32 protein-coding genes are annotated in these 26,813 nt (G+C 57.5%); 25 read left to right on the top strand and 7 right to left on the bottom strand.

Features of this window, described 5'->3' with window-relative positions; genetic code table 11:
- Positions 1–2 precede the first annotated feature (2 nt).
- The 17 genes from C5Y96_RS05690 (at position 3) to C5Y96_RS05620 (ending at position 13,310) form a co-directional block, all read left to right on the top strand.
- Positions 3–671 (top strand): hypothetical protein, encoded by a 669-nt coding sequence (locus tag C5Y96_RS05690; protein ID WP_105350756.1) that lies wholly within the window; start codon positions 3–5, stop codon positions 669–671.
- Positions 671–1,918, top strand: a complete 1,248-nt coding sequence (locus C5Y96_RS05685; RefSeq protein ID WP_105350754.1) for a hypothetical protein — start codon at positions 671–673, stop codon at positions 1,916–1,918. The genes C5Y96_RS05690 and C5Y96_RS05685 overlap by 1 nt, the downstream gene beginning before the upstream one ends.
- Positions 1,919–2,947: a hypothetical protein gene (locus C5Y96_RS05680; RefSeq protein WP_105350753.1), complete on the top strand. Its 1,029-nt coding sequence runs from the start codon at positions 1,919–1,921 to the stop codon at positions 2,945–2,947.
- A 75-nt stretch (positions 2,948–3,022) separates the two neighbouring features.
- The gene (locus tag C5Y96_RS05675) at positions 3,023–3,490 is read left to right on the top strand and encodes a hypothetical protein (protein WP_105350751.1); all 468 of its coding nucleotides are present in this window, start codon (positions 3,023–3,025) and stop codon (positions 3,488–3,490) included.
- Between the two features lie 50 nt (positions 3,491–3,540).
- A complete protein-coding gene (locus C5Y96_RS05670) occupies positions 3,541–3,930 on the top strand; it encodes a hypothetical protein (protein WP_105350749.1) in 390 nt (129 codons plus the stop codon).
- Positions 3,931–4,094: 164 nt separating this feature from the next.
- Positions 4,095–4,700 carry a hypothetical protein gene (locus C5Y96_RS05665; protein WP_105350747.1) on the top strand — a complete coding sequence of 202 codons (606 nt, stop codon included), beginning with the start codon at positions 4,095–4,097 and terminating at the stop codon, positions 4,698–4,700.
- 352 nt (positions 4,701–5,052) lie between these two features.
- Positions 5,053–5,496 carry a hypothetical protein gene (locus C5Y96_RS05660; RefSeq protein ID WP_105350745.1) on the top strand — a complete coding sequence of 148 codons (444 nt, stop codon included), beginning with the start codon at positions 5,053–5,055 and terminating at the stop codon, positions 5,494–5,496.
- Positions 5,496–7,256: a hypothetical protein gene (locus tag C5Y96_RS05655; protein ID WP_105350742.1), complete on the top strand. Its 1,761-nt coding sequence runs from the start codon at positions 5,496–5,498 to the stop codon at positions 7,254–7,256. The genes C5Y96_RS05660 and C5Y96_RS05655 overlap by 1 nt, the downstream gene beginning before the upstream one ends.
- A 74-nt stretch (positions 7,257–7,330) precedes the next feature.
- Positions 7,331–8,161: a hypothetical protein gene (locus tag C5Y96_RS05650; protein WP_105350739.1), complete on the top strand. Its 831-nt coding sequence runs from the start codon at positions 7,331–7,333 to the stop codon at positions 8,159–8,161.
- Between the two features lie 3 nt (positions 8,162–8,164).
- The gene (locus C5Y96_RS05645; protein ID WP_105350736.1) at positions 8,165–8,917 is read left to right on the top strand and encodes a hypothetical protein; all 753 of its coding nucleotides are present in this window, start codon (positions 8,165–8,167) and stop codon (positions 8,915–8,917) included.
- An 8-nt stretch (positions 8,918–8,925) separates the two neighbouring features.
- Complete coding sequence (locus C5Y96_RS05640; protein ID WP_146115529.1) at positions 8,926–10,086, top strand: hypothetical protein; 1,161 nt, start codon at positions 8,926–8,928, stop codon at positions 10,084–10,086.
- On the top strand, positions 10,083–10,502 hold the full coding sequence (locus tag C5Y96_RS27015; protein WP_146115528.1) for a hypothetical protein: 420 nt from the start codon (positions 10,083–10,085) through the stop codon (positions 10,500–10,502). The genes C5Y96_RS05640 and C5Y96_RS27015 overlap by 4 nt, the downstream gene beginning before the upstream one ends.
- Entirely contained in the window at positions 10,499–10,942 is a 444-nt protein-coding gene (locus tag C5Y96_RS05635; RefSeq protein ID WP_158261107.1) for a response regulator, read from the top strand. The genes C5Y96_RS27015 and C5Y96_RS05635 overlap by 4 nt, the downstream gene beginning before the upstream one ends.
- Positions 10,939–11,544 (top strand): hypothetical protein, encoded by a 606-nt coding sequence (locus tag C5Y96_RS05630; RefSeq protein WP_105350728.1) that lies wholly within the window; start codon positions 10,939–10,941, stop codon positions 11,542–11,544. The genes C5Y96_RS05635 and C5Y96_RS05630 overlap by 4 nt, the downstream gene beginning before the upstream one ends.
- A 169-nt stretch (positions 11,545–11,713) precedes the next feature.
- Positions 11,714–12,322 (top strand): hypothetical protein, encoded by a 609-nt coding sequence (locus C5Y96_RS05625; RefSeq protein WP_105350726.1) that lies wholly within the window; start codon positions 11,714–11,716, stop codon positions 12,320–12,322.
- Positions 12,323–12,324: 2 nt separating this feature from the next.
- Entirely contained in the window at positions 12,325–12,537 is a 213-nt protein-coding gene (locus tag C5Y96_RS27250; RefSeq protein WP_158261106.1) for a hypothetical protein, read from the top strand.
- The gene (locus C5Y96_RS05620) at positions 12,534–13,310 is read left to right on the top strand and encodes a DNA-methyltransferase (protein WP_158261105.1); all 777 of its coding nucleotides are present in this window, start codon (positions 12,534–12,536) and stop codon (positions 13,308–13,310) included. Before C5Y96_RS27250 ends, C5Y96_RS05620 begins: the two co-directional genes overlap by 4 nt.
- A 70-nt stretch (positions 13,311–13,380) precedes the next feature.
- On the opposite strand, the gene C5Y96_RS05615 is transcribed toward C5Y96_RS05620, so the two are convergent.
- Entirely contained in the window at positions 13,381–13,755 is a 375-nt protein-coding gene (locus C5Y96_RS05615; RefSeq protein WP_105350721.1) for a hypothetical protein, read from the bottom strand.
- 1,176 nt (positions 13,756–14,931) lie between these two features.
- On the opposite strand from C5Y96_RS05615, the gene C5Y96_RS05605 reads away from it, so the two are divergent.
- The 6 genes from C5Y96_RS05605 to C5Y96_RS05580 all read left to right on the top strand — a co-directional run bounded on the left by C5Y96_RS05605 (position 14,932) and on the right by C5Y96_RS05580 (position 19,497).
- Positions 14,932–15,228 (top strand): hypothetical protein, encoded by a 297-nt coding sequence (locus C5Y96_RS05605; RefSeq protein WP_105350717.1) that lies wholly within the window; start codon positions 14,932–14,934, stop codon positions 15,226–15,228.
- Between the two features lie 161 nt (positions 15,229–15,389).
- A complete protein-coding gene (locus C5Y96_RS05600; protein ID WP_105350715.1) occupies positions 15,390–15,965 on the top strand; it encodes a tRNA-(ms[2]io[6]A)-hydroxylase in 576 nt (191 codons plus the stop codon).
- A 136-nt stretch (positions 15,966–16,101) separates the two neighbouring features.
- Positions 16,102–16,812, top strand: a complete 711-nt coding sequence (gene mtnB / locus C5Y96_RS05595) for a methylthioribulose 1-phosphate dehydratase (RefSeq protein WP_105350713.1) — start codon at positions 16,102–16,104, stop codon at positions 16,810–16,812.
- An 81-nt stretch (positions 16,813–16,893) separates the two neighbouring features.
- Positions 16,894–17,475: a 1,2-dihydroxy-3-keto-5-methylthiopentene dioxygenase gene (locus C5Y96_RS05590; protein WP_105350711.1), complete on the top strand. Its 582-nt coding sequence runs from the start codon at positions 16,894–16,896 to the stop codon at positions 17,473–17,475.
- Positions 17,475–18,206, top strand: a complete 732-nt coding sequence (mtnC, locus tag C5Y96_RS05585; protein ID WP_105350708.1) for an acireductone synthase — start codon at positions 17,475–17,477, stop codon at positions 18,204–18,206. Before C5Y96_RS05590 ends, mtnC begins: the two co-directional genes overlap by 1 nt.
- A gap of 217 nt (positions 18,207–18,423) precedes the next feature.
- Positions 18,424–19,497 (top strand): hypothetical protein, encoded by a 1,074-nt coding sequence (locus C5Y96_RS05580; protein WP_105350705.1) that lies wholly within the window; start codon positions 18,424–18,426, stop codon positions 19,495–19,497.
- Between the two features lie 68 nt (positions 19,498–19,565).
- On the opposite strand, the gene C5Y96_RS05575 is transcribed toward C5Y96_RS05580, so the two are convergent.
- The 5 genes from C5Y96_RS05575 to C5Y96_RS05555 all read right to left on the bottom strand — a co-directional run bounded on the left by C5Y96_RS05575 (position 19,566) and on the right by C5Y96_RS05555 (position 24,350).
- Positions 19,566–20,810, bottom strand: coding sequence for a GspE/PulE family protein (locus C5Y96_RS05575; protein WP_233198797.1), 1,245 nt, complete (start codon positions 20,808–20,810; stop codon positions 19,566–19,568).
- Positions 20,791–21,150 (bottom strand): STAS domain-containing protein, encoded by a 360-nt coding sequence (locus C5Y96_RS05570; RefSeq protein ID WP_105350704.1) that lies wholly within the window; start codon positions 21,148–21,150, stop codon positions 20,791–20,793. The genes C5Y96_RS05575 and C5Y96_RS05570 overlap by 20 nt, the downstream gene beginning before the upstream one ends.
- Before the next feature lie 141 nt (positions 21,151–21,291).
- Positions 21,292–22,068 (bottom strand): SDR family NAD(P)-dependent oxidoreductase, encoded by a 777-nt coding sequence (locus C5Y96_RS05565; protein WP_105350703.1) that lies wholly within the window; start codon positions 22,066–22,068, stop codon positions 21,292–21,294.
- 122 nt (positions 22,069–22,190) lie between these two features.
- Positions 22,191–23,255: a 3-isopropylmalate dehydrogenase gene (locus C5Y96_RS05560; protein ID WP_233198795.1), complete on the bottom strand. Its 1,065-nt coding sequence runs from the start codon at positions 23,253–23,255 to the stop codon at positions 22,191–22,193.
- Positions 23,256–23,492: 237 nt separating this feature from the next.
- Positions 23,493–24,350 (bottom strand): peptidoglycan-binding domain-containing protein, encoded by an 858-nt coding sequence (locus C5Y96_RS05555; RefSeq protein WP_105350701.1) that lies wholly within the window; start codon positions 24,348–24,350, stop codon positions 23,493–23,495.
- Between the two features lie 372 nt (positions 24,351–24,722).
- Between C5Y96_RS05555 and C5Y96_RS05550 the strand changes: the two genes are divergently transcribed.
- Both C5Y96_RS05550 and C5Y96_RS05545 read left to right on the top strand, forming a co-directional pair.
- Positions 24,723–25,718, top strand: coding sequence for a DUF1559 domain-containing protein (locus C5Y96_RS05550; RefSeq protein ID WP_105350700.1), 996 nt, complete (start codon positions 24,723–24,725; stop codon positions 25,716–25,718).
- A 103-nt stretch (positions 25,719–25,821) separates the two neighbouring features.
- Positions 25,822–26,259, top strand: coding sequence for a hypothetical protein (locus C5Y96_RS05545; RefSeq protein WP_146115527.1), 438 nt, complete (start codon positions 25,822–25,824; stop codon positions 26,257–26,259).
- A gap of 104 nt (positions 26,260–26,363) precedes the next feature.
- Here C5Y96_RS05545 and C5Y96_RS05540 read toward each other — a convergent pair whose 3' ends face one another.
- On the bottom strand, positions 26,364–26,678 hold the full coding sequence (locus C5Y96_RS05540) for a hypothetical protein (RefSeq protein WP_105350695.1): 315 nt from the start codon (positions 26,676–26,678) through the stop codon (positions 26,364–26,366).
- Positions 26,679–26,813 lie beyond the last annotated feature (135 nt).

The raw sequence follows: 26,813 nt of genomic DNA, 5'->3' as shown, positions 1-26,813 counted from the left end.
GGATGGCATCACCCGTACCAGAATCCGCCACAATCGCCGAAGTGGCTACCAATGACGCAACAACCATCGTTGTTCCTGCGCCTTCTGGAATTCAGGTGGGCGACTTACTGCTTGGGATTCTGTCTGCTCGATTGTTTAGTAGTGTGGCACCGCCGGCCGGATGGTTGACCGTCATATACTCCGGTCCAAATGACTTCCACTGTATCTGGTACAAGTTTGCCGACGCTTCAGACACGGTCGCAAGCGACTTTACCTTCACGCTTGGCAATCCGTTCATGTATGGCGTTGCTTCCGTGCACCGAATCAGCGGAGCCGCTAATCCTTTGTCGATCTCGCACACCTGGGACAAAGATTCAGCGGCACCTTATGACTGCCTTACCATCACGCCACCCGCACCCGACAGCCTCTTTATATGGGGCTGTGCGTGTGCTCAGCATAGCCAAGGGCCGACAACGTCTAACAAGGGGGTCGAGCAAACCGATTTAAGCGGAGGGTTTGCCAGCATGTCCACCTACGCTCTGCCCGTTGCTTCTGGAAGCGCTCAGACGGGGGCAATTATCACGGGCGGTTTTCTAACGAAGACCAAGTTTTCCATTGCAATTGCACCGGCACCAAGTGCTCCGGCCGCAAGCCTCTATCGTTCCCCTCAAATCATCGGAGCCGGCGTCTAATGAGTGAAATCAAGAAGAACACCGATGGCCAAGGCGTGCTGGTGACCGTGGCAGGAACCGACGGAGCCGCGAAAACCAGCGGCGTTAGTTTCTACGTTTCGAAAGACAATGGAAGCCAGGCCGCCGCGGGCGGCACGGCCGCACATCGCGGCAATGGCCAGTGGTACTACCCATTCACTCAGGCGGAGACGAACGCGGACCTAATCGGCCTTTCATGGGCTGGCACCGACGTTGTCCCGGGGGGCGTCTCGCTTTATACCACCACGAAACGCGTTCAGGAATTGAACGATCTAAGCCAGGCCAACGCGCAAACGGCCGCCGCCGATGCTCTGACCGCCGCGGCACTGGCGACGGCCGACCAGCTCAACACGGCCGTCGCCGCTCTGCAAGCCTTTATTGAAGACCTCCAATTCAACACACGGGTCGATATCGTCCTGCCACGCGTGATGGAAAGGCCAGACACCGGAGAAGGTGCACTGGCGTATAAGGTGTGGGTGAACCTCTACGATTCCACAGGCGACATGGAAGCCCCCGATTCGACACCAACGGTTGCGGCGGCCAATCAGACAGGGACAAGCCGAGACGCAAACCTTGGCGTGGTCACCCTTGAAGGCACTGGCAGGTATAGCTTTACCTATACCGTCGACGATAGCCACGCCATGGAGCAAATCACGTTAACTGTAACCGTGGTCGAAGGGGGACAAACGCGAGTTTACAACCGGGCAACCATCGTGATGGATACAACGGCCGTCGACTTCACGACCGCGGATCGCACGAAGCTTAACGCGATTCACAACAAGTTGCCAACGGCCGACTACCTTCTTGGCACTAGCCAGGATGACGGCTCGGGCTACAGCTCATTCAACCCGGCAACCGATACCGTGGCACGTGTAACCCTGGTCGACCAGTGCACGGCCAACGATGACATGCGAGGCACAGACAACGCTTACGCCGGCACTCCGCCAACGGCCGTAGAGATACGCCAAGAAATCGACCTAAACAGCACCAAAACCGGTTACCAGCTCGCTATCACCGGTCTGGACCTTATCCCACTACAACGGCCGACTGGGAAAGCGACCACGTTTGTGGGTGCCTTTGGCCAGTTCTTCTATCGATTCTTTGGCAAGTCGACGCTCAATAGCGAAACGGGAGAACTCATTACCTACCAGGGAGACGGCGTGACAGTTGCCACCACGCAATTGACCACGGAAGCCGGCGGCGTGCAGACCCAAGGGGAGGCAACCTAAATGCGTCTCTTTGGTGTAGTCGACGGGTTTATCGACCGAAAGGACCGGGCCGCCTGGTTAACCGGCATTTTCGACGGTTCGTTTCGCGTGCTGCCAACTCTGCCACGCGAACACGTGCTGGCCGCGGCGATCGCCGACGCGTTAAACGGTGCCACTGCAGGAACGTTCCCGCTTGAATTCGAAGCCAAACGCGGCCACCTGGTGCGCTATACGACCCCCGAGCTTTCGACGCTGCGGGTATCGGTAGCCCCGATCGCCAAGCCATCGCGGCCGGTTGCCCGTGGCGTATGGAATGAAGAACACACCATCGGCGTAGAAGTGCTAAAGAAGCTCGAAGGCAACGACCACACCGCCCAACTAGACGAGCTGGCCGAGCTTTCCGAACGCATCGAAACGTTCCTGCAGCGTGACGAGCTGCGGGAGCTGGCCGGCGGCGTGATGGTTGACGTAGACCGAAACCCGGTAGCCGAATCCGAGGACCTGATGAAGGGTAAGTACCGAGCACTTATCCGAGCAACTTACCACCGCGAACTCGAGACCGAATTTGCCGAGCTTGTGCCGCCAGCTGCGGACGCCACTTTGAGCGGCGAGCACGCGATTGCAGAAGCAATCAAGGACGCCCTCAACAGCGCAGCCGGCGGCACGTTCGGCGAATCGTTCGACGCGACCAGGCACCACCTGGTGCGCTTCGACGTTCCCGGCCTACAGACACTGCGGGTATCGGTGGCACCACTGGCCAAGCCATCGCGGCCGGCGGCACGTTGGGTCTGGAATGAACAGCACACCATCGGCGTTGCCATTCAGCAGAAAATCACCTCGAGCGCGGGCAACCTCGACCAGCTCGACAACCTGGCTTTGTTGTCCCAACAAATCGAGGACTACCTGCGGTACGACGACCTTCAATACCTGGCCGGTGGCCAGCTTACCGAAATTGCACGCGACCCTGTTCTCAGCTTTGAAGCCTTAGCCGAGCGGGAGTACCGCGCCGTTTTGCGATTGTCCTACCTGCGAGACATCGACACCAACTAGCCGCCCAAGGGCCACCGCCGACCGGCCCGAAGGCTTTACCAATCGACCGACCACGCAAAAAGAGGAACCGCCGATATGTCCGGAACCGGAAACCAGGGAAAGCTGTACCGCAACTCAGGCACCAACGACACGCCCATTTGGGCGGAAGTGAAACGGGTAATCGATCTCAGCACGCCCCTTACCAAGGGTGAGGCCGACGTGTCACGCCGAGAAAGCAACTGGAAGCTTTTGAAAGGGACACTGAAGGAGGGCTCGATTGAATTCGGGTACCGCGTGAAGCGCGGTGCCAATGGTGCGGACGCCGAGTACGCGGCGTTCCTCGATTCGTTCGCCGCTGGTACGGCCGTGCAATACGCGGCCATGGACGGCGACATCACCGAAGACGGAGCACGCGGCTTCAAGGCCTACTGCGAGTGCTTCGACTGCTCGCGAGACGAGCCGTTAACCGACGGCATGGTGGCCAATATCGTGCTCAAGCCGACCGACTACGAAGACAGCGGAACGCTAGTCGAGCCCGAGCTGGTCGAAATTTCCGTGCCGTAACACCAGCTCATTTAATTCACCTCAAACCCTACTTGTAGGAAATCGACGCGATGACAACAGAAAACACGCAACCCACGCCGCCGGTTGTGGCGGCTTCGGCCCAAGCCGCCAAATCAAGCGGCTCGGGATCTCGACCGTTCTTGCAACCGCTCGCCAATGCGAACCAAGGCAAGGTCGATGCCCTCGACTTCCATATCGAGCAAGCCAACGCGGCCGGGCAACTGACCTCGGACAAGCACGTACGCGTGCCTAAGTACGCCGAATTGGTCGGATATCTCGACCCGGAGAAGCTCGACCAGCTCGGCGAGGAAGACGCCAAATTCGCCACGGTTCATCTGGCCGCGGCGAAGCACTTTGCCAAAGGTGCCCCGGCGTACCTATCGGCGGCTCACTACCACAAGCTGGTGAGCCTGGCCGTGCAGATGGATGCCGCCAAGTAGCAGAATGCCCGTAGGGCCAAAAGAGAATGCCGCCGGCTAAGTTTTGCCGACCGCCGGCGGCATTCGTGGCCTATCAGAAAACCGACAGACCGACCACTCATTAGGTTACCAGATTCGGCGGCGATGGCAAACGCTCCGACGCCTGGCAACCAGGGAAAAGAAAGATGCAACCAGCCAATAGTATGCTACAGCCCGAACCGCCGCAGCCGAACGACCGGTCGTTCAAGGACAACAACGACCGTAGCTACGAAATCAAGATTACCATCCACACGGTAACGCGGCTCAAGCGGGAAATCGGATTGGACCTTTTCGCATCGGCAGATGGCGACCTTTTCAACCGTTTAGCCGCGGATACGGCGGAATTCTGCGATCTGATATGGGCACTCATTCGAGACCAGGCCGCCGAGTACTTCAAAGCTGACCACGAAGAACACGCAGCCAAGGGCAACGACCATCCGGAAGTGCTCGAAGGGGCCGCCAAGTCGTTCTGGGAATCCATGGACGACACGACTTTGGACGCTGCCACGTGGGCATTTTTCGAGAGCCTGATTGCTTTTTTCCGCGAGGACAAGCGGGGGCCGCTGCGGCTAGTCCTCCAGAAGATGAAGAAGGCGGAGAAGGCGAGACTAGCGAATGCTCAGGCGCTGGCGGAATCGCCGAAGATGGACCAACTACTGGAAGCGACCTTCCAGAAGGAATTCCAGACTCTGGAGAACTCGCTCGACAAAGCAATAGCCCTGAACAGCGTGCCGCCGCCTGGTGGGGACTGATCCAAGATGCGGCCGGCGTTCTGGGAGTAAAGCCAAGCGAGCTAGGCCAGTACACGGTTGCCGAGCTGTGGTACGGCTACCTGGCACGTGCTCGCCTTAGCTGGGGACAAATTGCAACCCTTTGCTGCTTAATCGCCAACGCGAACCGAGACCCGAAGCGGCGGCCGACACCGTTCAAACCTTCCGACTTTAACCCGCTGGCCGACCGCACAGCTTATGCCGGAGGGTCCGGTGGCATTCCGGTGAACCGAGACACCATCGGCTCGGTTGCCTACGCCTGGACTGGCAAGCGGTTTGGCGAAGGGCCCAAACCGCAACCGCTCGAACTTCCTGCAATTACAAGACGGAAACCATGACGAAAATCCAGAACTCTATCGGCTACAAGCTGATGAACCGGTTTTTCGACAAGGCCGCTGTCATTGGTGCCATCAGCAAGAAGAAGCGGCGGGCCATGTCAAAGATTGGTGCCTATATTCGCCGAACAGGCCGCCGCAACACGAGACCAGCCAAGCGGACTAGCCAACCAGGCGAGCCGCCGAAAACGAAGACGAAAGCAGAACCGAACCTTCGCACGATTCTGTTTGCACTCGACCATGACGACAAGACGCTGGTTGTGGGCTCTATACGGATGCGAACTCCCTATTCGGTTCCCGAGCTGATGGAACACGGCGGCGACATTGTCGACCGCTTAACGGGTGAGGTGAAGCACTACGAAGAACGAAAGTACATGGGGCCAGCACTCAACGAAGAAACGCACAACCCCAAACTTATGAAAGCCTGGGAGGACGCGAGCTAATGAGCGGTCGTAATATTCGAGCTGGCGGCGCATACATCGAACTATTCGTTCGCGACATGCTCCAGAAAGGGCTCAACACAGGCGCGGCTAGGTTGAAGGCTTTCGGGGCCGGGGTTCAAGCTGTCGGCCGCCAGGTGCTTAACGTGGGGGCAGGCATGACGGCCGCGGGGGCAGCGATCGTGACGCCGTTTGTGGCCGCTGCTAAGCATATGGCCGACGTTGGCGACAAGCTCGACAAAATGTCTCTGCGAACCGGCATCGGTGCCGAGACGCTTTCGGAACTCGGCTTTGCGGCTGAGCAATCGGGTTCGAATCTAGATGAACTCGAAAAGGGGGTCGCCCGTATGCAGCGAGCGATTACCGACACGGCAGGAGGTTCGACAACGCTTAGCGATACGTTCGCTTCTCTCGGGGTGAATTTTGACCGACTAGCGGCTATGTCTCCGGAAGAACAATTCCTGGAACTCTCCAAGCGAATCGGGGCCATTGAAGATCCAACGCGGCGGGCCGGTGTTGCGATGGAAATATTCGGCAAAAGCGGGACCAAGCTGTTACCGCTAATGCAAGGTGACATAGAAGCCCTGCGGCAAGAGGCTAGGGATCTAGGTTTCACAATGACCCGTGAAGATGCTACCGCAGCCGCGGATCTTACTGATGCGATGAACCGATTAAAGCGTGTCATGGAAGGAACCTGGCAGCAAATAGGCGCGGCGGTAGCCGGTCCTCTGACGATGTTTTTAGATATCGCGGCGAAGATCGGCTCCCAAGTTGTGAAATGGGTTAAAGAGAATCGGGGCCTTCTGCAGACAATCTTCCTAGTTGCCGCCGGGGTAATGGGACTTGGCTTTATCGTGTCTGCTCTTGGTATCGCTCTAATTACCACCGGTGCCATCATTTCGTCAACTGGTGTCGTGGTCGGTGCCCTTGGGGGCGTTCTGGCCGCCATCATTTCGCCAATCGGCCTGGTGATCGCTCTTGTTATTGCAGGTGGGGCGGCGATGCTCTACTTCTCCGGCATCGGCGGCAAGGTGGTTTCGTTTCTATCCGACAGATTCGGTTTTCTTTGGACGATGGCGAATGCCGTATTTCAAGGAATCGCCAACTCTCTTAGGGCTGGCGATATCGCAGGGGCCGCAAACATTCTCTGGTTGTCGCTAAAGGTAGCGTGGGCCGCCGGCATTGGTCAGCTTTCCAAACTGTGGGACGGTTTCAAGAACTTGAGCCTACGCGTTTGTGACGAGCTGCGGTTTGGCGTGGTGAAAATCTTCTCCGCGATGCTTAGCAAGATTGGCGGCCTGATGAAATCGGCCGGCGACTTCCTCGGGATTGAGTCACTGCAAAATGCGGCAAAGTCTATCGACCAATTTAGCCTAGAGGCAGGTGACGGAGCACAGCTTGCAATTAACGCTAATGCGGAATCACGCCAACAAGCAAGCGACCGCAAGTCGGCAGAGATGCAGGCAAAACTACAAGAGGCACTGGGTGAGCTAGACAGTGCCCTAGCAGTTGCGGCGGCGAATGCTCTTATAGCTGACCAGGAAAGCAAGAAGATTTCGACTCAACTCGACAACAACAACCCAGACCTCGAACAGGCGCAAAGTAGCATCGTAGGCACATTCAGCGGAGCCGCCGCAGCTCGATTCTCGGCGGTAGCTTCACCTCTTGATAAACGCACGGCCGAGGCCAGCGAGAAAACGGCCGAGAACACCAAGACGATGTCCGAACGCCTGGCAAGACTTCAGATGCCGCAGTTCACCTAACCACGACCGCGGGCCCAATGCCGACCGGGCCTGCCGTCGCCTAGAAGGACCGACCAACCGACCGAGGCCCAATCATGGGCACCGTTAACAGCTTTAAAGAAATCTGGCACTCTCGCAAAGTGCATAGCGCCACGAAAGCGAAGGACAGCACGTCGCAAATTGTCTACCTGGCAATCGGCACGACTGACCTTACGCACCTGGAAGCCGAGACGTACGCCAAAACCAACGGACCTGGCAACGACGCAAACCTATTGCGTGAGACGATCGACCTGGACGAAATATGCCCGGGCTACTTTCGTTGCACGTTCAATTTCGTGCATCCGGACGCGCCCGAATCGAAGGACGACCAGCAGCCAGGCGACCCTACCGAATTCTCGTTTGATACCAGCGGCGGTCAGACGCACATCACCACGAGCTTAGGCACGACCAGGTACGGCACCAACCCGCCCGACTGCAAAGGGGCCATCGGTGTTACCGAGCCCGACAAAGTCGAAGGGGTCGATATCATCGTGCCGCAGTTTCGCTTCTCCGTGAAGACTACGGTGGCCGCGGCTGCGGTAACGCTCGCTTTCGTGAAGACGCTTAGCGAACGCACCGGCACCGTGAATGACGCACCATTCAAAGGGTGGGCCGCGGGGGAGGTGCTATTCCTGGGGGTTTCCGGTCAACAGCGAGGCGGCGGCGATTGGGACCTGTCCTTCAGCTTTGCCATGGAGAAGAACAAAACCGGCCTGCAAATCGGCGACATAACCGGCATCGACAAGAAGGGGCACCAATACCTCTGGGTGCGTTTCGCGGCACAGAAGGACGCCGCCAACTACGCATTAGTGCGGCGGCCGACCGCTGTGTACGTCGAAGACGTGTACGAATCCACCGACTTTGGCGACCTTGGAATCGGAACCTAAGCCATGCCATTAGAACGTAAACGGCGCGGCGATCGGGCCGACATCAAGCTGCGAGACTGGAACACGATTGGCGAAGCCGTCGATGTGGTCCAAGGCGGGCGAGCGTACCTTGGCGGCGAAGAACTTGCATACAGCCGACAATCCACAATCGTTCACATCTACAACGGCAGTGGTGGCAACGTCGATCGGCACGGCGTTCTTGGAATCGACGGCATCCTGGTAACGGAATCCGACAACGCCAACGAGTTTGCCGACCGCCCATCCTTTGAAGGTACGACTCCAACCACAGCAGACCACCTCGGCCGGTTTGTCGTATTGCTTGAACCAATTGCCGACGGAGCTATCGGGCGGGCCTGCCTAGTCGGCCTGGTGATTGCAAACGTTCAGATAAACGACGCTAACGACACGCACGCCGAAGTTCTTAACAGCAGTTCCGTGAAGCTTACCAGTAGTAGGCATGGGACGGCCCGAATTCTTTACAAACCGGCCGGCACCGGTGACAAGCTATGTGCGGTGAAGATAGGGCATGATCCCGGAGACGTAATTCGCAACGTTTCACTAACCGAGGCCATGGGTGACACGACCGCACAGCAGGCCAGCTTTACTTTTTCCAACTACAGCGGCGGCGGAATAGGGCATGACCCGTACAACCTGTGGGGCAATGCCGCTACGTCAATGACAGGCAAAGTCTTCTGGAATGCGTCAACGTTCCGCTGGGAGTTTCTAGACATTCACAGCTGCGATGCGGTGACATAAGGACACAAGTGATGTATCGAGATTGTTGTTGCGGTGAAGCTACCCAATGCCTTCTGGCAAGTGCCAGTGGCCTAGATATTTTTCAATCGAATTACCAGCGTTTTAAAGTCGGCGATGATATTGCAGACGTCTTGGAAGTCGTTTCTGGTAGCTGGTCCTTCTTTGATTTCGGTGGATTCGACTACGGCGTATTCTGCAACAATTACGGAAATAGCGAGCCCGCCATCGCACTTTTCAAAGATGGCTATGGGGTAAATAGTTCGCAACATGGCAGCAATTCCTTTACACCTGAAGCCACCTATACGCCTGGCACTTCAAGCGCAGGCACACCCAAATTTGCTGGACTGGTATTCGACTATCTAGACGCAGACAACTACCACTGGCAAGGGCAAGCCTACTATTCGGGTGCCCTCCGAAACCAGCGGCTCACGAGAGTTGCCAGCGGCTCGCCTACATATCTTGTCGACGGCCCGAATTATCCAACAACCTTTGGCGATCCGGAGCCAGGTTATGATACAGCGTGGGCTCGCCGTCGCCATGGCTCCAATCTGATCTATTACGGCCACAAGGAAAGCCGAACTGTCCCCAACTCTCGCGTTCACGAGAAAGCTATATCAACAACCTTTCATGGTGGACGACGGCACGGCTTTTATGTCGATCCGGACATGGAAGCGAGTTTCTATACCTATCGAATGATGCTAGGTGAAACGGCCAAGTTTCCTTGCTATTCACCTCGGCTAAGCCTGGATTCGATCGCTGGCGACATGTACCTAACGCTTGGCAGCGCATTAACCAACAACAATTGTTCGCTTTGTTCAAGCCTCACGGGCACTAAGACGCTAACGGTATCTGGCGGATTTCACAGCTATTCATTTGGGAACTGTGATTGCAGTCCCACCGATGCCACGAGCAAAGAGTTGCGGATTATTGCAAGGCCTTTCTATAGCAACGTAACGACCTACTATCGCTGGCTGGTAATTATCTCGAACACGGTTTTGGATTCTTGGCCGTCTTCGCCATTTGGCGAATATCAAAACGAATGCGACCAAATCACCGCCATCTACGAATCAGACGGCGGCCCATACCCGCAAACGCTCAACAAGCTAGACGAATTTATCGGCGATGCTTGTGTTGGTTCGTTTCCTGTCACCATGAGCATTTCCAATTGAGCGACAACTGCGACTACCGAGAAGTGGAACAAGGCATTTTCGAGTGCCAGCGGCCAGGTTGTGGCCGGCGTAACCAAACGCCGTTGCCGGCAATGCCTGATGGAATCTGCCGCGTATTTGCGTCCGTCTCGGAGACCGATTTCAACTCGCATTCGATCAAGAAAAAAGGGGCCAGCCGCACCGATGCCGAAGTGCTCACCATTCTGGCGAACTTTTGTGCGTTCTGTCCTGGCTATCGACCAGACGCACCGAAACGCAAATGCCTATACGGTGGTTGCCCGTCGACCGATACCACCGCGGCCGTGCTCCGCCGTCGGGTTCGCAATTGCCCCTGGCGGCGAAACCATCCGGCTAAATGGACCGAAGATACCCTGCACAAATATTTACACACCCACGAACCGACGAGCGAACTATGAACAGCGAAAACCAGCCGCCGGCCGCCCTTCGCGTGCTGCTTGTCGAAGACAATGCTTTCGACGTCCTGATGGCCGAGCGGATTCTACGGCGTGCCGAAATCCCGTGCATCATCACGCACGTTGATAGGCTCACGGCCGGCGTGGAAAAAGCACTCGAGGGTACCGACCTCGTGTTGCTCGACCTTCATTTACCAGACGCCGAAAGGCACGAAGCACTGGCTGCCGTCGGACGCTTCCGTGTCCCGGTGATAGTCTTCACCGGCGATCCAAGCCCGCTACGCACGTATGAAGCCGGCCGAGCCGGTGCCATTGCGGCATTGTCGAAGTTTGCCGCCCATACCGAACTGTTACCCACGATTTTGTTTGCTTGTGGCGTGTGCCATGCCTCGGGCACGCTACCGACCAACGTTGCCGAGGCGATCGAAAAGGCGTACCGATGATGTTTCACTTTGTTTGTATCTCCGGATTCCGCCAAACCGAGGCCCGCGTGCCTGGCACCTGGCTGCTAAGCGAGAAGCTACGCACGGCCGGATACTCCAACGGTGCCCGCTTGCGGTTGTCTCACTTCCAATGGAATGCCGACTGGAAAGAGAAGGCCGACGAAATCGCGAATATCACCAAGTACTACGGCGAAACACCACGCGTGGCCATCTTCGGCTATAGCTGGGGAGCTGGTTACGGCGCGATGCAGCTTGCCAGCGAGCTGTACGGCCGCGGCTTTGAAGTGGAGAAGTGCGTTCTATCGGACCCGGTGTACCGGCATCCGTGGCCGTTGTTCCGCTGGCTGGCAATGCTCGGTGGCTCGGAATTCTCGCGGCTTCATATCCTGGCACCGCCCGTCATTCGCTTACCGCCCAACATTAAAGAGACCTGGGTGTTCCACCAACGCATGAACGCACCTCGAGGCCATCGCATCGCGGCCGGTGGAAACACGATCGTTCACCCGTCGGTGGAGCTGCACCGCATCCACGGCGAAATGGATGACGCCCCGGAGTTTCACGCCTGCGCGATGGAAGCCGCCCGCCAGATGGTCGGTAGCTGATCCGCGATCGCAGGCCGGAGTTTTCGGCGGCCGGGGCCCGGGCCGATAGCACGCCGCCGAATAACTCGCCTTCCAACAGCGGGGCACGCCCGCTACCCTTACCCCCTCGAACTATGCACGCCGCGGCAAACGGCGACGAAGGCCTCCCAACCGAACCCAAGTGAAGCCCATGTTTTCCAAGCCGCGCCGTCTTTCCGTTTGGCCGTCTTTCTGGCTCTATTTCATCACCGGGGCTGCCCTTTGTTTCTTGCTGCACTCTTGCCACGCGGCCATGGGGGACGAACTCGGCCAATGCCGACGCCTGGCACCGAAGTACAACGCCACGCTTGAAGCTCGGCAATGGGACGGAACACGGGTCGACCTGCTGACCGATACCCACGCAATCGAAGCCGACTGGGCTTACAAGTGGGCCGAGGCGATCGGCCAGGCGGCGTACTATGCCGAGCTGACCGGCAAGAAGCCAGGCGTGCTAATCCTGGTGAAGGATGCCAAGGAAGAAGCCCGCTATATCTACCGCGCTCAAACGGTTTGTGCTCGACTCGGCTTTACGCTGTTTGTTGAGATCGTCCAGCCGCTACCCGATGAGACCGACCACGCGGCGGCCGCCGATCGCCGCCGCGACGAACAACCGGCCATCGTGCCGGCCAACCCGGCTTTGCAAGCCAGGCTACCCCATCCACGCCACGGCCTCGACCCGGATTACGACCGGATGATGGACGAAGCCGCCCGCGCGTTCTGGCCGTCAGTGATAGCCAGGCCCGACAAGAAGGGCTTCTAGGCGTGCGGCTAGACGGCACCAACTCGAAACTCTACCGTGGCCGACACACGGCCGACGGGGGCATGGAGTGGCAAGAGATCGAGCAATGCACCGACGCACCGCCCAACGTATGGGAAGTGCGTTCTTTGCTTGCGTTCGTTTGCTTCTTGCTGTTTGGTGGCGGTTGTGCCTGGGGCTACCTGGCTGCAGAGCTGCTTTTGAATCTTCACCGATGACGAAACGAACCCAAGCAATCAAGCGTATCTACTCCGGCCGCGGCATCGAACTCTATCGTGGCGACTGTTTGCAGGCCATGGAGCAAATGAAGCGGCGCGGCGTTGAATTCGACGCCGTGATGACCGACCCGCCCTATTCCAGCGGCGGTTTGCATCTCAGCTCTCGGCAGAAATGCACCAACGAGAAGTACCGCCAGACGGGCCACAAAATCGAGATGAAGGCATTTCTCGGCGATAACATGGACCAACGTTCCTATCGCTTGTGGGCCATGACCTGGCTAGGCACGGCCGCCGAGCTGCTCAAGCCTGGCGGGCTCGTTTGTTTGTTCACCGACTGGCGACAATTGCCAACCATGACCGACATTCTCCAAGGAGCCGGCCTGAATTGGTGTGGCATCGTGCCGTGGGACAAGAAGAACACGCGGCCACGCATCGGCGGCTTCAACCAGCGTTGTGAATTCATCGTATGGGGCACCAAGGGCACACGCCCGCGCGTGGGGCCTTCGCTGCCAGGTGCTTACCAGATGTCGCCTGTGTCGACGCAAAGGCGTGTGCATTTCGCAGAGAAGCCGGTCGAGCTTATGAAACAACTTCTCCGCGCCGTCTCGGAAAGTGGGGGCGAATCAGTTCTCGATCCCTTCGCCGGTGGTGCCACGACCCTGGTTGCCGCTCGCGAGTTGGGGCTCCGCGCCGTGGGAATCGAGAAAAGCGAAGCAATCGCCGAGGATGCCCGCCAGCGGTTGAAGGCGAAGCCGGAGAAGATATCGGCATGACACCCAGCGCTTTCGCGTATGCGCCGAGCTTGCGTTTCTCCGGTGTCCAATCGTCTGCCATGGATGCCCCTTAAAACGGGATTTCGTCGTCCGAGTAGTCGATCTCGCCACCGTCTGGCAGATGCACAATTACGTCTATCAGGTCGAGTCGATCGACTTCAATTCCGCGACGGGCTCGAATCCTGGTACCAGGTGGCAGCAGTTTTAAGGACTCGGCCTGCGAAAGATCAATCATAACGGGCATCGTCTCGACAGGCTGGGAAACCGAATAGCACTTGGGCACCGCGCCTTCTACGGTGGTGAATCCATGGCGGAAGATGGAAAACCACCGCACGTAATCCATAGGCACCCACCACCGAAACCCGACCGGCCGGCAATACACGCCAACCGCCCGCAGTTCGCCGCAGCTTTCTCTCACGAAACAGTAGTCTACTTGCCAGTGCATCGGGCAACCTTCCAGCCTTCCGGCCTACTTGTTTGGCTGCCATCGGTTTAGGCAGCGTTCTCGAGCGGCGCAGAATTCGGCGGCTTCCGCGTGGGTGAAAAAAGTCGAAATAATCTAGCGGCCTGCAAAACGAGCGGCCGGCCCGACGGAGAACGAACCGGCCGCCGTCTCTGCCGTGGCATCGCGATAGCGAAACGATCGCCACCCGAAGCCGTGAAGCGGAAACCATAGCCCGCCAGGCCGAAGGCTCGCAAGAGCAAGCGGCGGAGCTTCTGGCGGCCAGTTCCTGGAACGGCCGACCGATTCGGCGGCGAGCTCCAACACGAAACGAGGCGCAGCCGCGTTATCCTTCGGCGGCTCGATTTAGGATCCGGCCGCAGCTTTTCGCGGCTTGCGATCGCAAAGAAACGTACCTCGGGGCAAAGCCGCCGAACCTGGCGGCGGAGTACTCCGGCCGATCGCCGCCGGGAATTTCATCTCGAGGTAGAGCCCCGCGATTCGTGGGCGCGGTACCGGTGGTAGCAATTGTCCGGGCTATAACCTCACCACGCAGACCTGGTGGGGCCGCGTTTTTTGGGGCCGCCGCATTGCATTGCCTCGGTTCATGCCCTAGACTTCGGGGAATCTTTGCTCTTTGACAATTCCTGGCTATCGCCAGCTCAAGCTTGAGGCCCCAAGAATCCCAACACATCCGGACTGTCGATCCGGTGGTTGCGGGTTCGACCCCCGTCGGCCTCGCTTTTTGCGAGAAGGCAGCGTTGGAAGTCCAATAGCTGCCTTATTTTATGCGCTGACCGAACCCAGCGGCCGGCTGCTGATTTCTACGCGAGATGGCCTCGAAAACGGCTCTCATTTCTGACCTCACTACTCGCGGACCTTCCCCCCTTCTTTGGCTGGTTGCCTCTCAACGCGGATGAACGAGCGGTGAACGACCGGGCTGGGGTCTTTCGACCCTGGTTTGAGACACACGTTATCACGCTGATAACAAAACCCCCCCTCTTTCCCTGTCAGCAGATTCGCTGCAAGCACTTATAGCGTCATCACTTAGGCGATTGCTCGGCGAATTGGCATAGTCCCTGCATTAATTCAAAGGCAGATCACACTGGGGGTCGCAGCCGGAAAGCATGGGTTTTCCGCTGTGAAAGTAACACTGCTAAGTCCAGGAGAAGATGAATTATGAAGTCGCTATTGATTGCTGCCGTTGTTGCTGTTGGTTTGATGGTGGGTGGTGCTGCTTCCACGGCGGAAGCTGGCGGTCCGCATGGTGGTCATCACGGTCATAACGGCGGCCATGGCCACTATGGTCATAGCTACCACGGTCATGGCTATCACCACAATTACCACCGTCACTACTACCCGAGCCCTTACCAGTACCGTTCGTACAACAGCTACTACTACGGACGTCCGAGCTACTACGGTGGCAGCGGGTTCTACTACGGCAGCCCAGGTTTCTCCGTCGGTATCCGCTTCTAAGCGGTAGCCGAGCCGGTCCCATACTTGGATAGCAAAGCCCCTTGGCTCGTTTGGGTCAGGGGGCTTCTGCTGCGCTAGCCAGGCTGCGTTGCCCCCTCGTTCTTCCGCTAAAAGGGCACTAAATTAGGAGTCCAAACGCACTCGATGGAAGACTGACCGATATGTTGCACCTGAAATCTGAGACAGGCCCGCGTTGGCTCGAACAGGTCGAGAATCACACAGACCTGGTCCTGATCGATCATGCCCACTGCGAAAAGAAAGCGGCCGGTACGGCTCTGAATCTGCTTTTCGCCTACGTGGAAGACGAAGAACTGTGCCGCGAGATGACCTCGATCGTCAACGAGGAACTCGAGCATTTTCATATGGTGCTTCAACTGCTCAAGAAACGAGGCATCCCGTTTCGCCGCTTGAAACCGAGTAACTACGGGGCCCAACTGCACGAGCTGATCCGCAACCAGGAACCGCAACGGGCCGTCGATCGGCTGCTGGTTGCCGGCTTGATTGAAGCCCGCAGCTGCGAACGTTTCGGCCAACTTCGCAAGCACCTACCGGATGCCGAGCTGCGCGATTTCTACGACAGCTTATTTGAATCGGAAGCGCGGCATCACGCCGTTTATGTGCGTCTAGCGAAGCACTTCGCCCCCGAAAGCGAAGTGATGGCGCGACTGGAAGAGCTCTCAGCGGCGGAAGCGGCCATCATTGCCGCCGGAGACGAGAACGCTAGGATGCATAGTTAGAGGGGGCCGATCCGCCGCGGCGAGTTGATGACCGACCCCGATTTGCTACACTCAGACTTTTTGCGTTTCTTCTTTAGCGAGGATAGACGGCTCTCCCCCAACGAACGTGCCGCCTACGAAAGAAATCAGACTCCCCATGAGCACCGATATCCAGACGAAGAGTTCTCCTTCCCACCCTGCCCTGTCCGGCCTCGATAAGGCGGTCCAGGGGCTGCGGGAAACGGGCCAGTATTTCTTCGATCGCGGCTGGTCCGTAGGCACGAGCAGCAACTACAGCGTCGTCGTCAATCGCAGCCCACTGCAATTGGTGGTTACCGCCAGCGGCATGGATAAGGGTCGCCTGGCTCCCAACGATTTCGTTCGCTGCAACTACGACGGCAACCAGGTCGACTCGGACAACATGCCAACGACCGATCAGCCTCGCTCTTCGGCCGAGACCCAACTGCACGTGGTTCTCGCTCGGATGGAAGACGTTGGCTCGGTGCTGCACACGCACTCGGTCTGGGGTACGCTATTGTCCGATACGTTCGGCGATGCTGGCGGCTTCGAGATCGAAGGGTACGAAATGCTCAAAGGCCTGGCCGGCGTGAAGACCCACCAGCACACCGAGTTCGTGCCGGTCTTCGAGAACACCCAAGACATCCCCCGGCTTGCCGAGAAGGTCGAGAAGCGCGTCCACGACGAATCGCTGCCACCGATCCACGGCTTCCTGATTCGCAACCACGGCTTGTATACCTGGGGCGAGGACCTCGCCGAAGCTCGACGACATATCGAGATTTATGAGTTCCTATTCGAGGTCGTAGGCCGTAAACTAGCCGCACAAGGCAAGCTTTGTCCTGCCAAGTAAGCCCGCACAAAAAATCACTTTTCGCACACGTCATCTCGCATTCGATTCGCCGCACTTAAGGCGAAAGGAGAAATCGGCACCATGGCCAGCATTTCCGTACCAGACGAAAACCGAACCATCACCGACATTCAAGAGATCGTCGACTTCCTGAAGCCGTTTGGCATCTGGTATGAAAAGTGGGACGTCGCCGGTCGCATCGGCGAAAAGGCCACCAACGAAGAGATCCTGGAAGCTTACAAGCCTGAGATCGATCGCCTGAAAGAACAAGGTGGATTCGTCACGGCCGACGTCATCAACGTTTCGCCGGAAACCCCCAACCTGGATGCACTGCTCGAGAAGTTCAACAAAGAGCATACCCACAGCGAAGACGAAGTTCGCTTCACCGTCGAAGGGGCAGGCGTCTTTCATATCCATCCCGAGAACGGCCCGGTCTTCGCCGTGCTGGTCGAATCTGGCGACCTGATCAACGTGCCGCGTGATACGCAGCACTGGTTCAATCTGTGCAGCGATCGCCACATCCGTTGCATTCGCCTGTTCGAGGACCCTTCCGGCTGGACGCCTCACTACATGGAAGATGGCGTGCACGTGAAGTACTCGCCACTATGCTGGGGTCCAGACTACCTGGCGAAAGCCGACGATATCGATCCCGTGGTGAAGCTCTAATGCCGTCTCCCTGGAATGTCATCCTGCTGGACATCGAGGGAACGACTTCAAGCGTTTCCTACGTGTTTGATGTCATGTTCCCGTATGTCCTGCGCGAGCTCGACGCCTACCTGGTGTCGGCGTGGAACGAGCCTGCGCTGGCACCGGTGCTCGATCAGATCGCCAAGGATGCCGGTAGCGAAGACTTCGCGACCTGGACTGCCGATTGTGCCAACGAAGCCGAGCGGCGTGAAAAGGTCGCCGCCGAGATTCGCCGACTGATGGATGGCGACGTCAAAGCGACCGGGCTCAAAGCACTGCAGGGAATGATCTGGAAGGATGGCTTCGAGCGCGGCGAGATGACCGCCCAGGTTTATGCCGACGTACCGGAAGCCCTCGAAGCCTGGACCACGGCAGGGCTTCGCGTTTTCATCTACTCGTCGGGCAGCATCGGGGCCCAGAAGTTGTTCTTCGGACACAGCGAGGCTGGCAACCTTTTGAAGTACTTCTCTGGGCACTTCGATACGACAACCGGCCCCAAGAAGGAAGCCGCAAGCTACAACACGATCGCGGCCGAAGTTGCCGAGCCTGCCGAGAAGATCTTGTTCATCAGTGATATCGTGGCCGAACTCGACGCGGCGAAAGAAGCAGGCATGTGCACCTTGCTGAGCATTCGCCCTGGCAACAAGCCGGTCGAAGATGGCCACATACACGAAGCGATTTCCAGCTTCGCCCAGGTTTCTCTGGGCTAGCGGTGCATCGCCAGCAGGCGGAGAAATCCGCAAATCTTGCCATGTTTTCGCCCTTCTCCGGCCAACACTTGCCGACTTCGATGCGTACCGTACGATAACGACAATCGAAATGGATTCGGCAAGCACGGACGGATAGGACTTTCTTTTTCGCACGGAATGCGACCTGCTTTGAAGCCGCGAAGACCACTACGGACTCGCAATCATAAGGCCAGCAAACATGGTTCGCATCCTCTGCACTCTGACGCTCGTCAGCATTCTTGGCATCAGCCCAGCCGTGACCTGGGGCGGATCGCCGGTTCAGTTTGATGTCGGTTACCTTACGCCGGCAGCCGACGTGACAACGCCTGAGTTTCAAAACGCTCGGCCAGGCTATCGCCTGCTGCACATGGACTTGATGATCTCGACGATGGTCGACTCGCGGATCGCGGATGACCTGATCGAGACAACCTTCTTCGTCGAACTGCACAACCCGAGAATTCAGATCGAAGACTTCTCACCGCAGACCACACTACAAAGCCCCTACGCCGGGAACATCTCGAAAGAGAATCGAACGGAACTCGATATCAACGGCAAGCTGTCGGCGAACGAACGTTTCGATAAGAGCCTGGGTGCCGATGCGTCCCTCGGCTTCAACCGCAAACATGCGACGGTCGAGAAGGTCGATATCCTGCCGGAACTGAAACTGGCCGCTGCCAGCGGTACGATTCATCGCGGACGCGGTGTCTACTTCCGCTTCAACCGCACATCGCAAACGAGCCTGGAAGGGACGACGATGCTAGGCATTGTGCTGGCCGTGCCGGAAGGTTGGTCGGCCGATACGATGAGCATCCGCTGCCTGGCGAAAATTCGCCAGTCGCTCGTGCCTGGGGCACCGTCGAAGGAAACCGATCTGCCAGAGACGCAGTACACCGTAGCCATCTACCAGGCCGGCAACCGCTACGCCGCCGAGGTAGCCGAGCGTTACATCCAGGAAGAGTCGCGCTGGATTCAGACGAAACGAAAGTACGCCGACGAGATTCACGATCGCCGTAAGGATTCGCCGCTGGATTACCTGACGTCGATCGTTCGTCCGAGCAAACCCATCGGCAACATCGACCAACGCCTGGCCCGTTCCCCCAAAGAAGCTGCCCGCCAGTTACCGCCGCCAGTGGTCGATGCGTACTACCGGTTTCAAGAAGCAAAGTCGCTACTGGACGGTTGCAGCGGTATCCGGCCCTTGGCCAAGACACAAACGCAGGAGGAGGCAGCCATCGCGAACTCACCGATCCGAATTGAGCTGACCGACGAGTAGACATGTCCTCTCGCCCCTACAAGGAGAGGGGGCAAGAGTCGCGATGCGAGCAAGCTTCCTTTGCGTCGTTAGTTCGTCGTTTCCAGATCGAGGTATTCGACGGGGACGCTTTTGAAGACTTCTTCCATGCTCGTTTCTCCGCGGGCAACTTTAAGCATGGCCGCTTTGCGGAAGGTGATCATGCCTAGTTCTTCGGCCAGCCTTTCCAGTTCGTGGGTCGGCTTGCGATTGATGATGGCGTCGCGAAGCGCTTTGTTCATGGTCACCATCTCGAAGATCGCCGTGCGGCCCTTGTAGCCTTCGTTGCCGGCGGATGGGTCGGGGCCGTAGAAGTAACCTCCCTGGCCATCTTCCAGAAGCGACTCGATATCGGCGAACGTGGTATGGTTACCACCCAGGTCGTACTTCACGCGCGTCTCGGTATCGAGCACGCGAACCAGTCGCTGGGCAATCACACCCCGCAAACAACTGGCCAGGAAGTAAGGGTGAATGTCGAAGGACAACATGCTTTGCACCGCGCCGGTGGCGACAGGGGCATGCAGCGTGGCGAGCACCAGGTGCCCACTGTTGGCGGCTCGCACGGCAGTGATGGCCGTTTCCTTATCGCGAATCTCACCCACCATGATCACGTCCGGCTGCTGACGAATCACACCACGCAGCAGATCCGAGAAGTCGAGTCCGACCTTCAAGTTCACTTGCGATTGGCGAATACCAGGCAGCGAGAACTCGATCGGATCTTCCAGCGTGTTGATCTTGCGACTGCCGTCGTTGAGATACTGCAGGCAGGCATACATCGTGGTTGTCTTGCCGGTGCCAGTCGGGCCGGTAACCAGGATGAGGCCAGACGACGATTGAAGCATCTCCATCAACGCGTTTCGATCGTGACGACCAAGGCCGATCTGGTCGATCGAAAGCAAGTTGGTATCGCGGTCGAGCAGGCGAATGGTGAGGTCTTCCCCTTCGCGCGTCGGGATCAGGTTCAACCGGAGGTCGATCACCTTTTCGTCGTCGCGATAAATCCAGCGACCATCCTGGGGTCGGCGACGCTCGGTGATATCGATCCCGGCGAGGGCCTTCACGTAGTTGAGCAGTTGACGCCCCTCGGCCGACGACACATGGGTGATGGGACGCATGCGTCCCCACAACCGCATCGCGATCTGGCACTCAGGCTCGCCAGCAAAGATAAACAGATCGCTCGCGCCGGTCATCGAGCAGTGTTCGATCAGAAGCCGCATCTGGGCTTCCGGTTCGAGGTTGCTCATGTTGACGTGCGAGAAGTCGATTCCAGTCGAATTATGATTCTGCGTTGACACCAGCTAGTTTCTCCGCTTCCACGGCGTTGGCCGCGCTATCAAAGACAAGATCCATGCGCATCAATTTGAAGACATTGGCGACTGTCGGAGGGGCTGAATAACAAACCATGCGTCCTCCCTTTTCCGCGAATCGCTTATGACAAACCAGCAGCCAACCGATCCCGCTCGAGTCGATCACCTCGGCATCTTTGAGGTCTAACAGGACCGTCAAGGTGTAAGCATCGGGGCCCAACAAGCTGGCGATTGGCTCTTTATCGCGGGGAATGCCGTCCTGGCTTACTCTGCCAGAAACGGCGATATGAACGTGGCTATCTTTGGTCGAGAGGATCTGTAGATTCATGAGCAAGCCAAGTTGTCGGGCTTCGCATTGGCGAAGCCGCTAATCCATGAAGTGGTCACATCAAATTTTCGTTCGCCAGGCTCTGCCCAAGGAAAAGACTTGCCGGGCAACCAATGGCCCCAGGGCAAGCAAGCGAAGAGCTCAGTCAAACGTTCGGCAAATAAGTCCACCATCGGCAAGGATGGTTGTTCCTGTAATGTAAGCACCGGCGTCACTGCCCAGCAACAAGGCCGGCCCCACCATGTCGATGGTTTCGCCCCACCTTTTCACGGCGGTTCGATCAGCGAAACGCTGTTTCTGCTCGTCGTTCAACAAGCTCATGGGGAGGTCGGTCGCAATGGGGCCCGGACAAATGCAGTTGACAGTAATCCCGTGTGGCCCCAATTCTAACGCATGCGCCCTGGCCATCCCAATAAGTGCTGCCTTCGTTCCCGAATACAGCCCGCGACCCGCATTAGAGGCCAACGCCATGACACTGGAAAGGTGAATGATTCTCCCCCAGCGTTTTTCCTTCATGCTTGGAACGACATGACGCGCTAAACGCATGCACGCGGTGAAGTTCAGTTCTAACACGTCATCCCAAACTTCGTCGGTAGTTTCCGTTAAGATTTGAGGTTTGTTGGTACCTGCATTATTTACCAGTACGTCGATCCCGCCAAACGTTTTCAGCATGTCGATCGCCATTAGATCGACCGCGGCTCGGTCGCTCATGTCGCACACGCGGTACTCGACCTGCACGCTAAGCCCCTGGGCAATCTCGACGGCGGCAGCTTCCAGTTCGTCTTGATGGCGGGCCGTGATGCCGACGTTCGCTCCGCATTCAGCGAAGGCTCGGGCGATGGTCTTGCCGATTCCCTTGCTTCCCCCGGTTACGAGAACCGAGCGGCCGGTCAGGTCAAAAAGGCTTTTTACGGACATGGCAGTATTCCCAGGTGAGTAGTCGAATTGGGGAGGGCATTGAAAAAAGGGGCCGCGACCGAGCAGTTCGGTCGTGACCCCTTATCTGTTCAAATTGTGGGTGGGTGTCGATCGCTCGGCAATTAGCCGCCGAGTGCTTCAACGACCAGATCACCGACTTCGGACGTTCCGTAGCCCATCTTGCCGGCACTCTGGCTCTTCATCTTGGTGCCGGTGACGGTTTGAATGGCCTTCAGAACGCGGGCCCCGGCAGCTGGCTGACCGGTGTGTTCCAGCAGCATCGCACCAGCACTGATGGCCGCGATCGGGTTGATCACGTTCTGGCCGGTGTACTTCGGAGCACTACCACCCATTGGTTCGTACATGCTGGTACCGCCGGCATCGGGGTTGATGTTGCCGCCGGCAGCCACACCCATGCCGCCCTGCAGAATGCCTGCCAGGTCGGTGATGATGTCGCCGAACATGTTGGTGGTGGCGATCACGTCGTAGTACTCAGGATTCTTTACCATCCACATGCAGCACGCATCGACGTGGTTGTAATCAGGCTCGACGTCGGGGTAATCTTTGGCCACTTCCTGGAACGTACGCCACACCAGGTCGTGCCCGTAGGTCAGCACGTTGGTCTTGGCGACCAGAGTCAGCTTCTTACCTTTGGGGTTGTTTCGCTTCTGGGTGTATTCAAAGGCCCAACGCAGCCAACGTTCGCAGCCCTTGCGGGTGTACATAGCCGTTTGCGTGGCGACTTCGTCTGCGGTTCCCTTCTTCAGGAAACCACCGATGCCGGCGTAAAGGTCTTCGGTGTTTTCACGCACGACGACGAAATCGATCTCTTCCGGACCTTTATCCTTCAGCGGCGTTTCGACACCGGGGTATAGCTTCACCGGACGCAGGTTGATGTATTGATCGAGCTGGAAACGCAGCTGCAACAGCAGACCCTTTTCCAGAATGCCGGGGGCAACGTCGGGGTGTCCGATCGCACCGAGGAAGATCGCGTCGAACTTTCGCAGTTCGGCGACCGCACCTTCAGGCAGAATTTCGCCTGTCTTCAGGTAGTGCTCCCCACCAAAACCGAACTCGGTCTTTTCGATGGTGAAACCTTCCAACTTGGCAGCCGCGTCCATGACCTTGAGGGCTTCTGCGGTAACTTCAGGTCCGGTTCCATCTCCACCAATAACGGCAATCTTCATGTTCGACATCTTTTCGGAAGGAAGGGGTGCTACTTGTTGACAACCAAGACCGCCGGCCCCCTTTCGCCTGCTAAGTGACGATGCCGGACCCACAGTCAAACCTTCAGTTTATCCGTCATTTGGAGGAGGAACAACGGCCCCATAGACATCCCCAGGCAGCAAACGCAGGCCCCCCGAAGTGCCTCGTAACCAACGCCACCGACATGACTTAGACCGACAGCACAGTCGCATCGAACGTTACGCCGAGAAATTCGAGATCGCCCCCGGAGGCAACGTCCCCAACCACAGGGCATTCGTCTGGCCGCTGTAGTGCTTGATGAACTGGGCCGGCGTCTGCGTGACGACCTTGTTTCGCGAGTTGCTGTAGTGCCAGACAGTCCCGTTGAGAAAGATCCCAATGTGCTTCTTGGGGACGTTCCGGATGGTTGTCTTTCCGCCGGTCGTGACAAAGTTGCTCGGCGCGCTGACGAACATCAGGCCCCGTTTGCCGACCATCGTGTCATCGTACTCGGCCACCGACGGACAGGCCGCGAAGATCTCTTGCACCCGCAGGCTGGCCGCTTCTCCCTTTCGCTTTTTACCGGAGGTCATTCCGTGGCATGTCAGCCCGACGGTGATATCCAGCGCGTGGCCGACAAAATGAGCACAGTGATTGTTGCTTGTATCGGCGTACCCGCTCGGACAGATCTCGGCCATCGATTTGCCGAGAAACGAATTGAGCGAGAGCTTACCGAGTGCCGCCGGCGCTGGTGCCTTCGACGGCACGGCCACCGGCGTCTTCGTTGCTGCGCCGCTTGAAGCGGGGGCGGAACCGGCCGCTTCGTTCAGCTTTTTGAGTGTCGTCCTGTCGGGATCGACCTGCCCGTCGGGACTGCGCATGAATCGCTTTTGAAACGCGTTAATCGCGGCGACGGTCTCTGAGAACTTCGGTGGCGTCGCGATCTTGCCATCGTCGTCGCCGGGATCGTAGTCGCTGTTACCCAGGTTCTTGGCGGCGGCCTGAAGTAACTGCTGAACCGTTTTGACGTCGTCGGGAAGATTCCTGGCGTTGTGCCCCTGCTTTCTTCCTACGCTTGAACTGATCTTCTTTGCCATGGCACGTTCCCCCTTTCGCCTGGCGTGATCTGAACCGCACGAATACCCGTCAGTCTACCAGTTGGCCACCAGCATCGACACCAAAAACAGCCCATTGGGGTGGCCGTCAGCCAACGACCAAAGATTGCCCAGCCCACCCACTTACCCATGAAGAGCAAGTGAAGAAACCATGATTCTTGTGTTTCCTGTCAGTCAACTTTGTTTCACTGTCTATCTAATTCGGTATAGACTAGACCGTGTCGCTGCGAGCCATTTCCCGGAATGGCCAGACGACGAGCAGGTCGCGAGTCTCCCTGAGTGACCTACGCACAAAACACTTGAATTCTTCGTATGTTTCTAACTTTTGCACTTCGCTTCCGTTTGGAGAATCTCATGAGCGTTCGGTCTCACAAATCTGGATTTACGCTAGTCGAGCTCCTGGTCGTCATTGCGATCATTGGCATGCTAATTGCCCTTTTGTTGCCTGCGGTTCAACAAGCACGCGAAGCGGCTCGGCGGATGCAATGCACCAATCACCTCAAGCAGATTGGCCTGGCATTGCACAACTACCACGATACGCATGGTAATTTCCCGTATGGTTTTCGCCTGGGGAACATCGGCAATCGCGATTGCTGGTTTCAGCGGATCTTGCCGTTTGTCGAGCAAGCGGCCCTGCAAGATGTTTACGAAGAATGCATCCGCACCCCGACCGCCAGCGGTGGCAACCTGAGCGGTGGCTACTCGTACGTTTACACCGTTCCATCGACGTTTAAGGGAAGCTTGCTGGGAGGGGCCGTCATCAATATCTTCAATTGCCCATCGGAACCGAACAGCCCCGGCTTCTGCCGCGACAACCAGGTAGGCAACTACCTGCTGTGCAACGGCGCGGACTTCTTCAAACGGACAGCCAATCCCTCGCAAAGCACCAAGGGGATGTTCTACTTTGAATCGAGTACCGGCTTTAACAACCTGACCGACGGTAGCTCGAATACCGTCATGGGAAGTGAAGCGATCATTCGCGGTGCGAATCGTCCGGGGCACATCTACGATGCCGGCGGTTACTGGCAAGGCTCGAACCACGGCGAGGCATTCTTCTCGACGCAGCAAGCACCCAACACTTCGTTACCGGACCTGATCGTCCGTAGCGATACCAACAACAACGAATGCACCAGCGGCGACTGGGACCGAGTGGCCCCATGTGAAGACGTGGGTTACGACGACAACAACTCGAGCGGCGGCTACCGCAACTCGGCTCGCAGCTACCACCCCGGCGGCGTGAACACGGTGATGGGGGACGCCTCGGTGCGGTTCGTTCCCGAGACGATCGACCTGGGTACCTGGCGAGCATTGGGCACGACTGGCAACGGTGAAGTGGTCGGCCAGTTCTAAGCTCACCCAGTAGAAAGCCATGCCAGGCAGTCCCCACTCTGACCAGGGGACTGCTTGTGGTTGATTCGCTTCACTCTCTCATTCCTATCCAGGTCAAAATGCGATGAATCCTTCACGAACACTACGGACAAGCAGCTTGCTACTTGGCTGTCTCTTGCTGGCCGCCGGTGGCTGCTCGGCCGGTCATAACGACGGCACGACGCTCGTATCAGGCACCGTAACCTTTAACGGCAGCCCTTTGGAAACCGGCAAGGTGATTCTAGAGTCGGTACAAGCTGGCGAGCGTTCTTTTGCTGGCTCGATCCACGACGGCAAGTTCCAAATGCGAGTGACGCCAGGCGAAAAGATCGTGCGAATCACGGCGACGCGACTGGAAAACCCCAAAAAGCTTTCTTCCGAAATGAAGCGAAGCATGGAAGTCGGCGGCGCTGGCACCGTGCCGGTTCAGTACATACCTGCCCAGTACAATCGCGATTCCGAACTGAAGGTCGAGATCGATACGACCGGCAACAACCAACTGAAATGGGATCTGACGAAATAGGAACGCGCCGGGAGATCGTCCCTCGGATAAGCATCGCTTGACACTTCCGTTATTGCGCAAGAACGCTACGGGCACTGCTGTGGCATGCCGACGACACGGCGATGCTAGTTATCGCTGAACGAGATCTGCGCGGCCTGATTCTCTCGCCCGACAGGGTCTCGCATGTATTGCTGGTAGCAATCACGGCAGAGGCGAAAATCCCGAGGGGTTTGATCTTCGTGCAGCGTGGGGTCTTCGATCGGATAAACCTGTTCGAGAGTATCAGCAAGCACCGAGAGATTGTCTCGGTCGGTATCGTCGTAGTCTGCTTCGTCGAAGTAAGGCTCAATCTCCAGAAACGCAGTGACACGAATCACAAAGCACGGATCACTGCTTTTGTCAAAAACTTGCTGGCAACACTGGCAAGTAAATTGACTCATCAGATAGGTCCTTCCTTTTGGCACTTGATAAGGCCGCTTGAGTCGCGGCAGGTAAGCAGTTTTTCATCCTAACCTTGTTAAACAATGCGAAGCAATACGAGTCTTTCGAATAAACTGCGAGACGCGTGTTACCGC

It is taken from the genome of Blastopirellula marina, assembly GCF_002967715.1.
Lineage (GTDB): Bacteria > Planctomycetota > Planctomycetia > Pirellulales > Pirellulaceae > Bremerella > Bremerella marina_B.
This window is presented reverse-complemented; position numbering and strand designations above follow the sequence as displayed.

Excerpts from the sequence above, each read along its gene's own strand:
- C5Y96_RS05690 (WP_105350756.1), top strand. The coding sequence starts at position 3 with ATGGCATCACCCGTACCAGAATCCGCCACAATCGCCGAAGTGGCTACC.
- C5Y96_RS05685 (WP_105350754.1), top strand. The coding sequence starts at position 671 with ATGAGTGAAATCAAGAAGAACACCGATGGCCAAGGCGTGCTGGTGACC.
- C5Y96_RS05680 (WP_105350753.1), top strand. The coding sequence starts at position 1,919 with ATGCGTCTCTTTGGTGTAGTCGACGGGTTTATCGACCGAAAGGACCGG.
- C5Y96_RS05675 (WP_105350751.1), top strand. The coding sequence starts at position 3,023 with ATGTCCGGAACCGGAAACCAGGGAAAGCTGTACCGCAACTCAGGCACC.
- C5Y96_RS05670 (WP_105350749.1), top strand. The coding sequence starts at position 3,541 with ATGACAACAGAAAACACGCAACCCACGCCGCCGGTTGTGGCGGCTTCG.
- C5Y96_RS05665 (WP_105350747.1), top strand. The coding sequence starts at position 4,095 with ATGCAACCAGCCAATAGTATGCTACAGCCCGAACCGCCGCAGCCGAAC.
- C5Y96_RS05660 (WP_105350745.1), top strand. The coding sequence starts at position 5,053 with ATGACGAAAATCCAGAACTCTATCGGCTACAAGCTGATGAACCGGTTT.
- C5Y96_RS05655 (WP_105350742.1), top strand. The coding sequence starts at position 5,496 with ATGAGCGGTCGTAATATTCGAGCTGGCGGCGCATACATCGAACTATTC.
- C5Y96_RS05650 (WP_105350739.1), top strand. The coding sequence starts at position 7,331 with ATGGGCACCGTTAACAGCTTTAAAGAAATCTGGCACTCTCGCAAAGTG.
- C5Y96_RS05645 (WP_105350736.1), top strand. The coding sequence starts at position 8,165 with ATGCCATTAGAACGTAAACGGCGCGGCGATCGGGCCGACATCAAGCTG.
- C5Y96_RS05635 (WP_158261107.1), top strand. The coding sequence starts at position 10,499 with ATGAACAGCGAAAACCAGCCGCCGGCCGCCCTTCGCGTGCTGCTTGTC.
- C5Y96_RS05630 (WP_105350728.1), top strand. The coding sequence starts at position 10,939 with ATGATGTTTCACTTTGTTTGTATCTCCGGATTCCGCCAAACCGAGGCC.
- C5Y96_RS05625 (WP_105350726.1), top strand. The coding sequence starts at position 11,714 with ATGTTTTCCAAGCCGCGCCGTCTTTCCGTTTGGCCGTCTTTCTGGCTC.
- C5Y96_RS05620 (WP_158261105.1), top strand. The coding sequence starts at position 12,534 with ATGACGAAACGAACCCAAGCAATCAAGCGTATCTACTCCGGCCGCGGC.
- C5Y96_RS05615 (WP_105350721.1), bottom strand. The coding sequence starts at position 13,755 with ATGCACTGGCAAGTAGACTACTGTTTCGTGAGAGAAAGCTGCGGCGAA.
- C5Y96_RS05605 (WP_105350717.1), top strand. The coding sequence starts at position 14,932 with ATGAAGTCGCTATTGATTGCTGCCGTTGTTGCTGTTGGTTTGATGGTG.
- C5Y96_RS05600 (WP_105350715.1), top strand. The coding sequence starts at position 15,390 with ATGTTGCACCTGAAATCTGAGACAGGCCCGCGTTGGCTCGAACAGGTC.
- mtnB (WP_105350713.1), top strand. The coding sequence starts at position 16,102 with ATGAGCACCGATATCCAGACGAAGAGTTCTCCTTCCCACCCTGCCCTG.
- C5Y96_RS05590 (WP_105350711.1), top strand. The coding sequence starts at position 16,894 with ATGGCCAGCATTTCCGTACCAGACGAAAACCGAACCATCACCGACATT.
- mtnC (WP_105350708.1), top strand. The coding sequence starts at position 17,475 with ATGCCGTCTCCCTGGAATGTCATCCTGCTGGACATCGAGGGAACGACT.
- C5Y96_RS05580 (WP_105350705.1), top strand. The coding sequence starts at position 18,424 with ATGGTTCGCATCCTCTGCACTCTGACGCTCGTCAGCATTCTTGGCATC.
- C5Y96_RS05570 (WP_105350704.1), bottom strand. The coding sequence starts at position 21,150 with ATGAATCTACAGATCCTCTCGACCAAAGATAGCCACGTTCATATCGCC.
- C5Y96_RS05565 (WP_105350703.1), bottom strand. The coding sequence starts at position 22,068 with ATGTCCGTAAAAAGCCTTTTTGACCTGACCGGCCGCTCGGTTCTCGTA.
- C5Y96_RS05560 (WP_233198795.1), bottom strand. The coding sequence starts at position 23,255 with ATGAAGATTGCCGTTATTGGTGGAGATGGAACCGGACCTGAAGTTACC.
- C5Y96_RS05555 (WP_105350701.1), bottom strand. The coding sequence starts at position 24,350 with ATGGCAAAGAAGATCAGTTCAAGCGTAGGAAGAAAGCAGGGGCACAAC.
- C5Y96_RS05550 (WP_105350700.1), top strand. The coding sequence starts at position 24,723 with ATGAGCGTTCGGTCTCACAAATCTGGATTTACGCTAGTCGAGCTCCTG.
- C5Y96_RS05545 (WP_146115527.1), top strand. The coding sequence starts at position 25,822 with ATGAATCCTTCACGAACACTACGGACAAGCAGCTTGCTACTTGGCTGT.
- C5Y96_RS05540 (WP_105350695.1), bottom strand. The coding sequence starts at position 26,678 with ATGAGTCAATTTACTTGCCAGTGTTGCCAGCAAGTTTTTGACAAAAGC.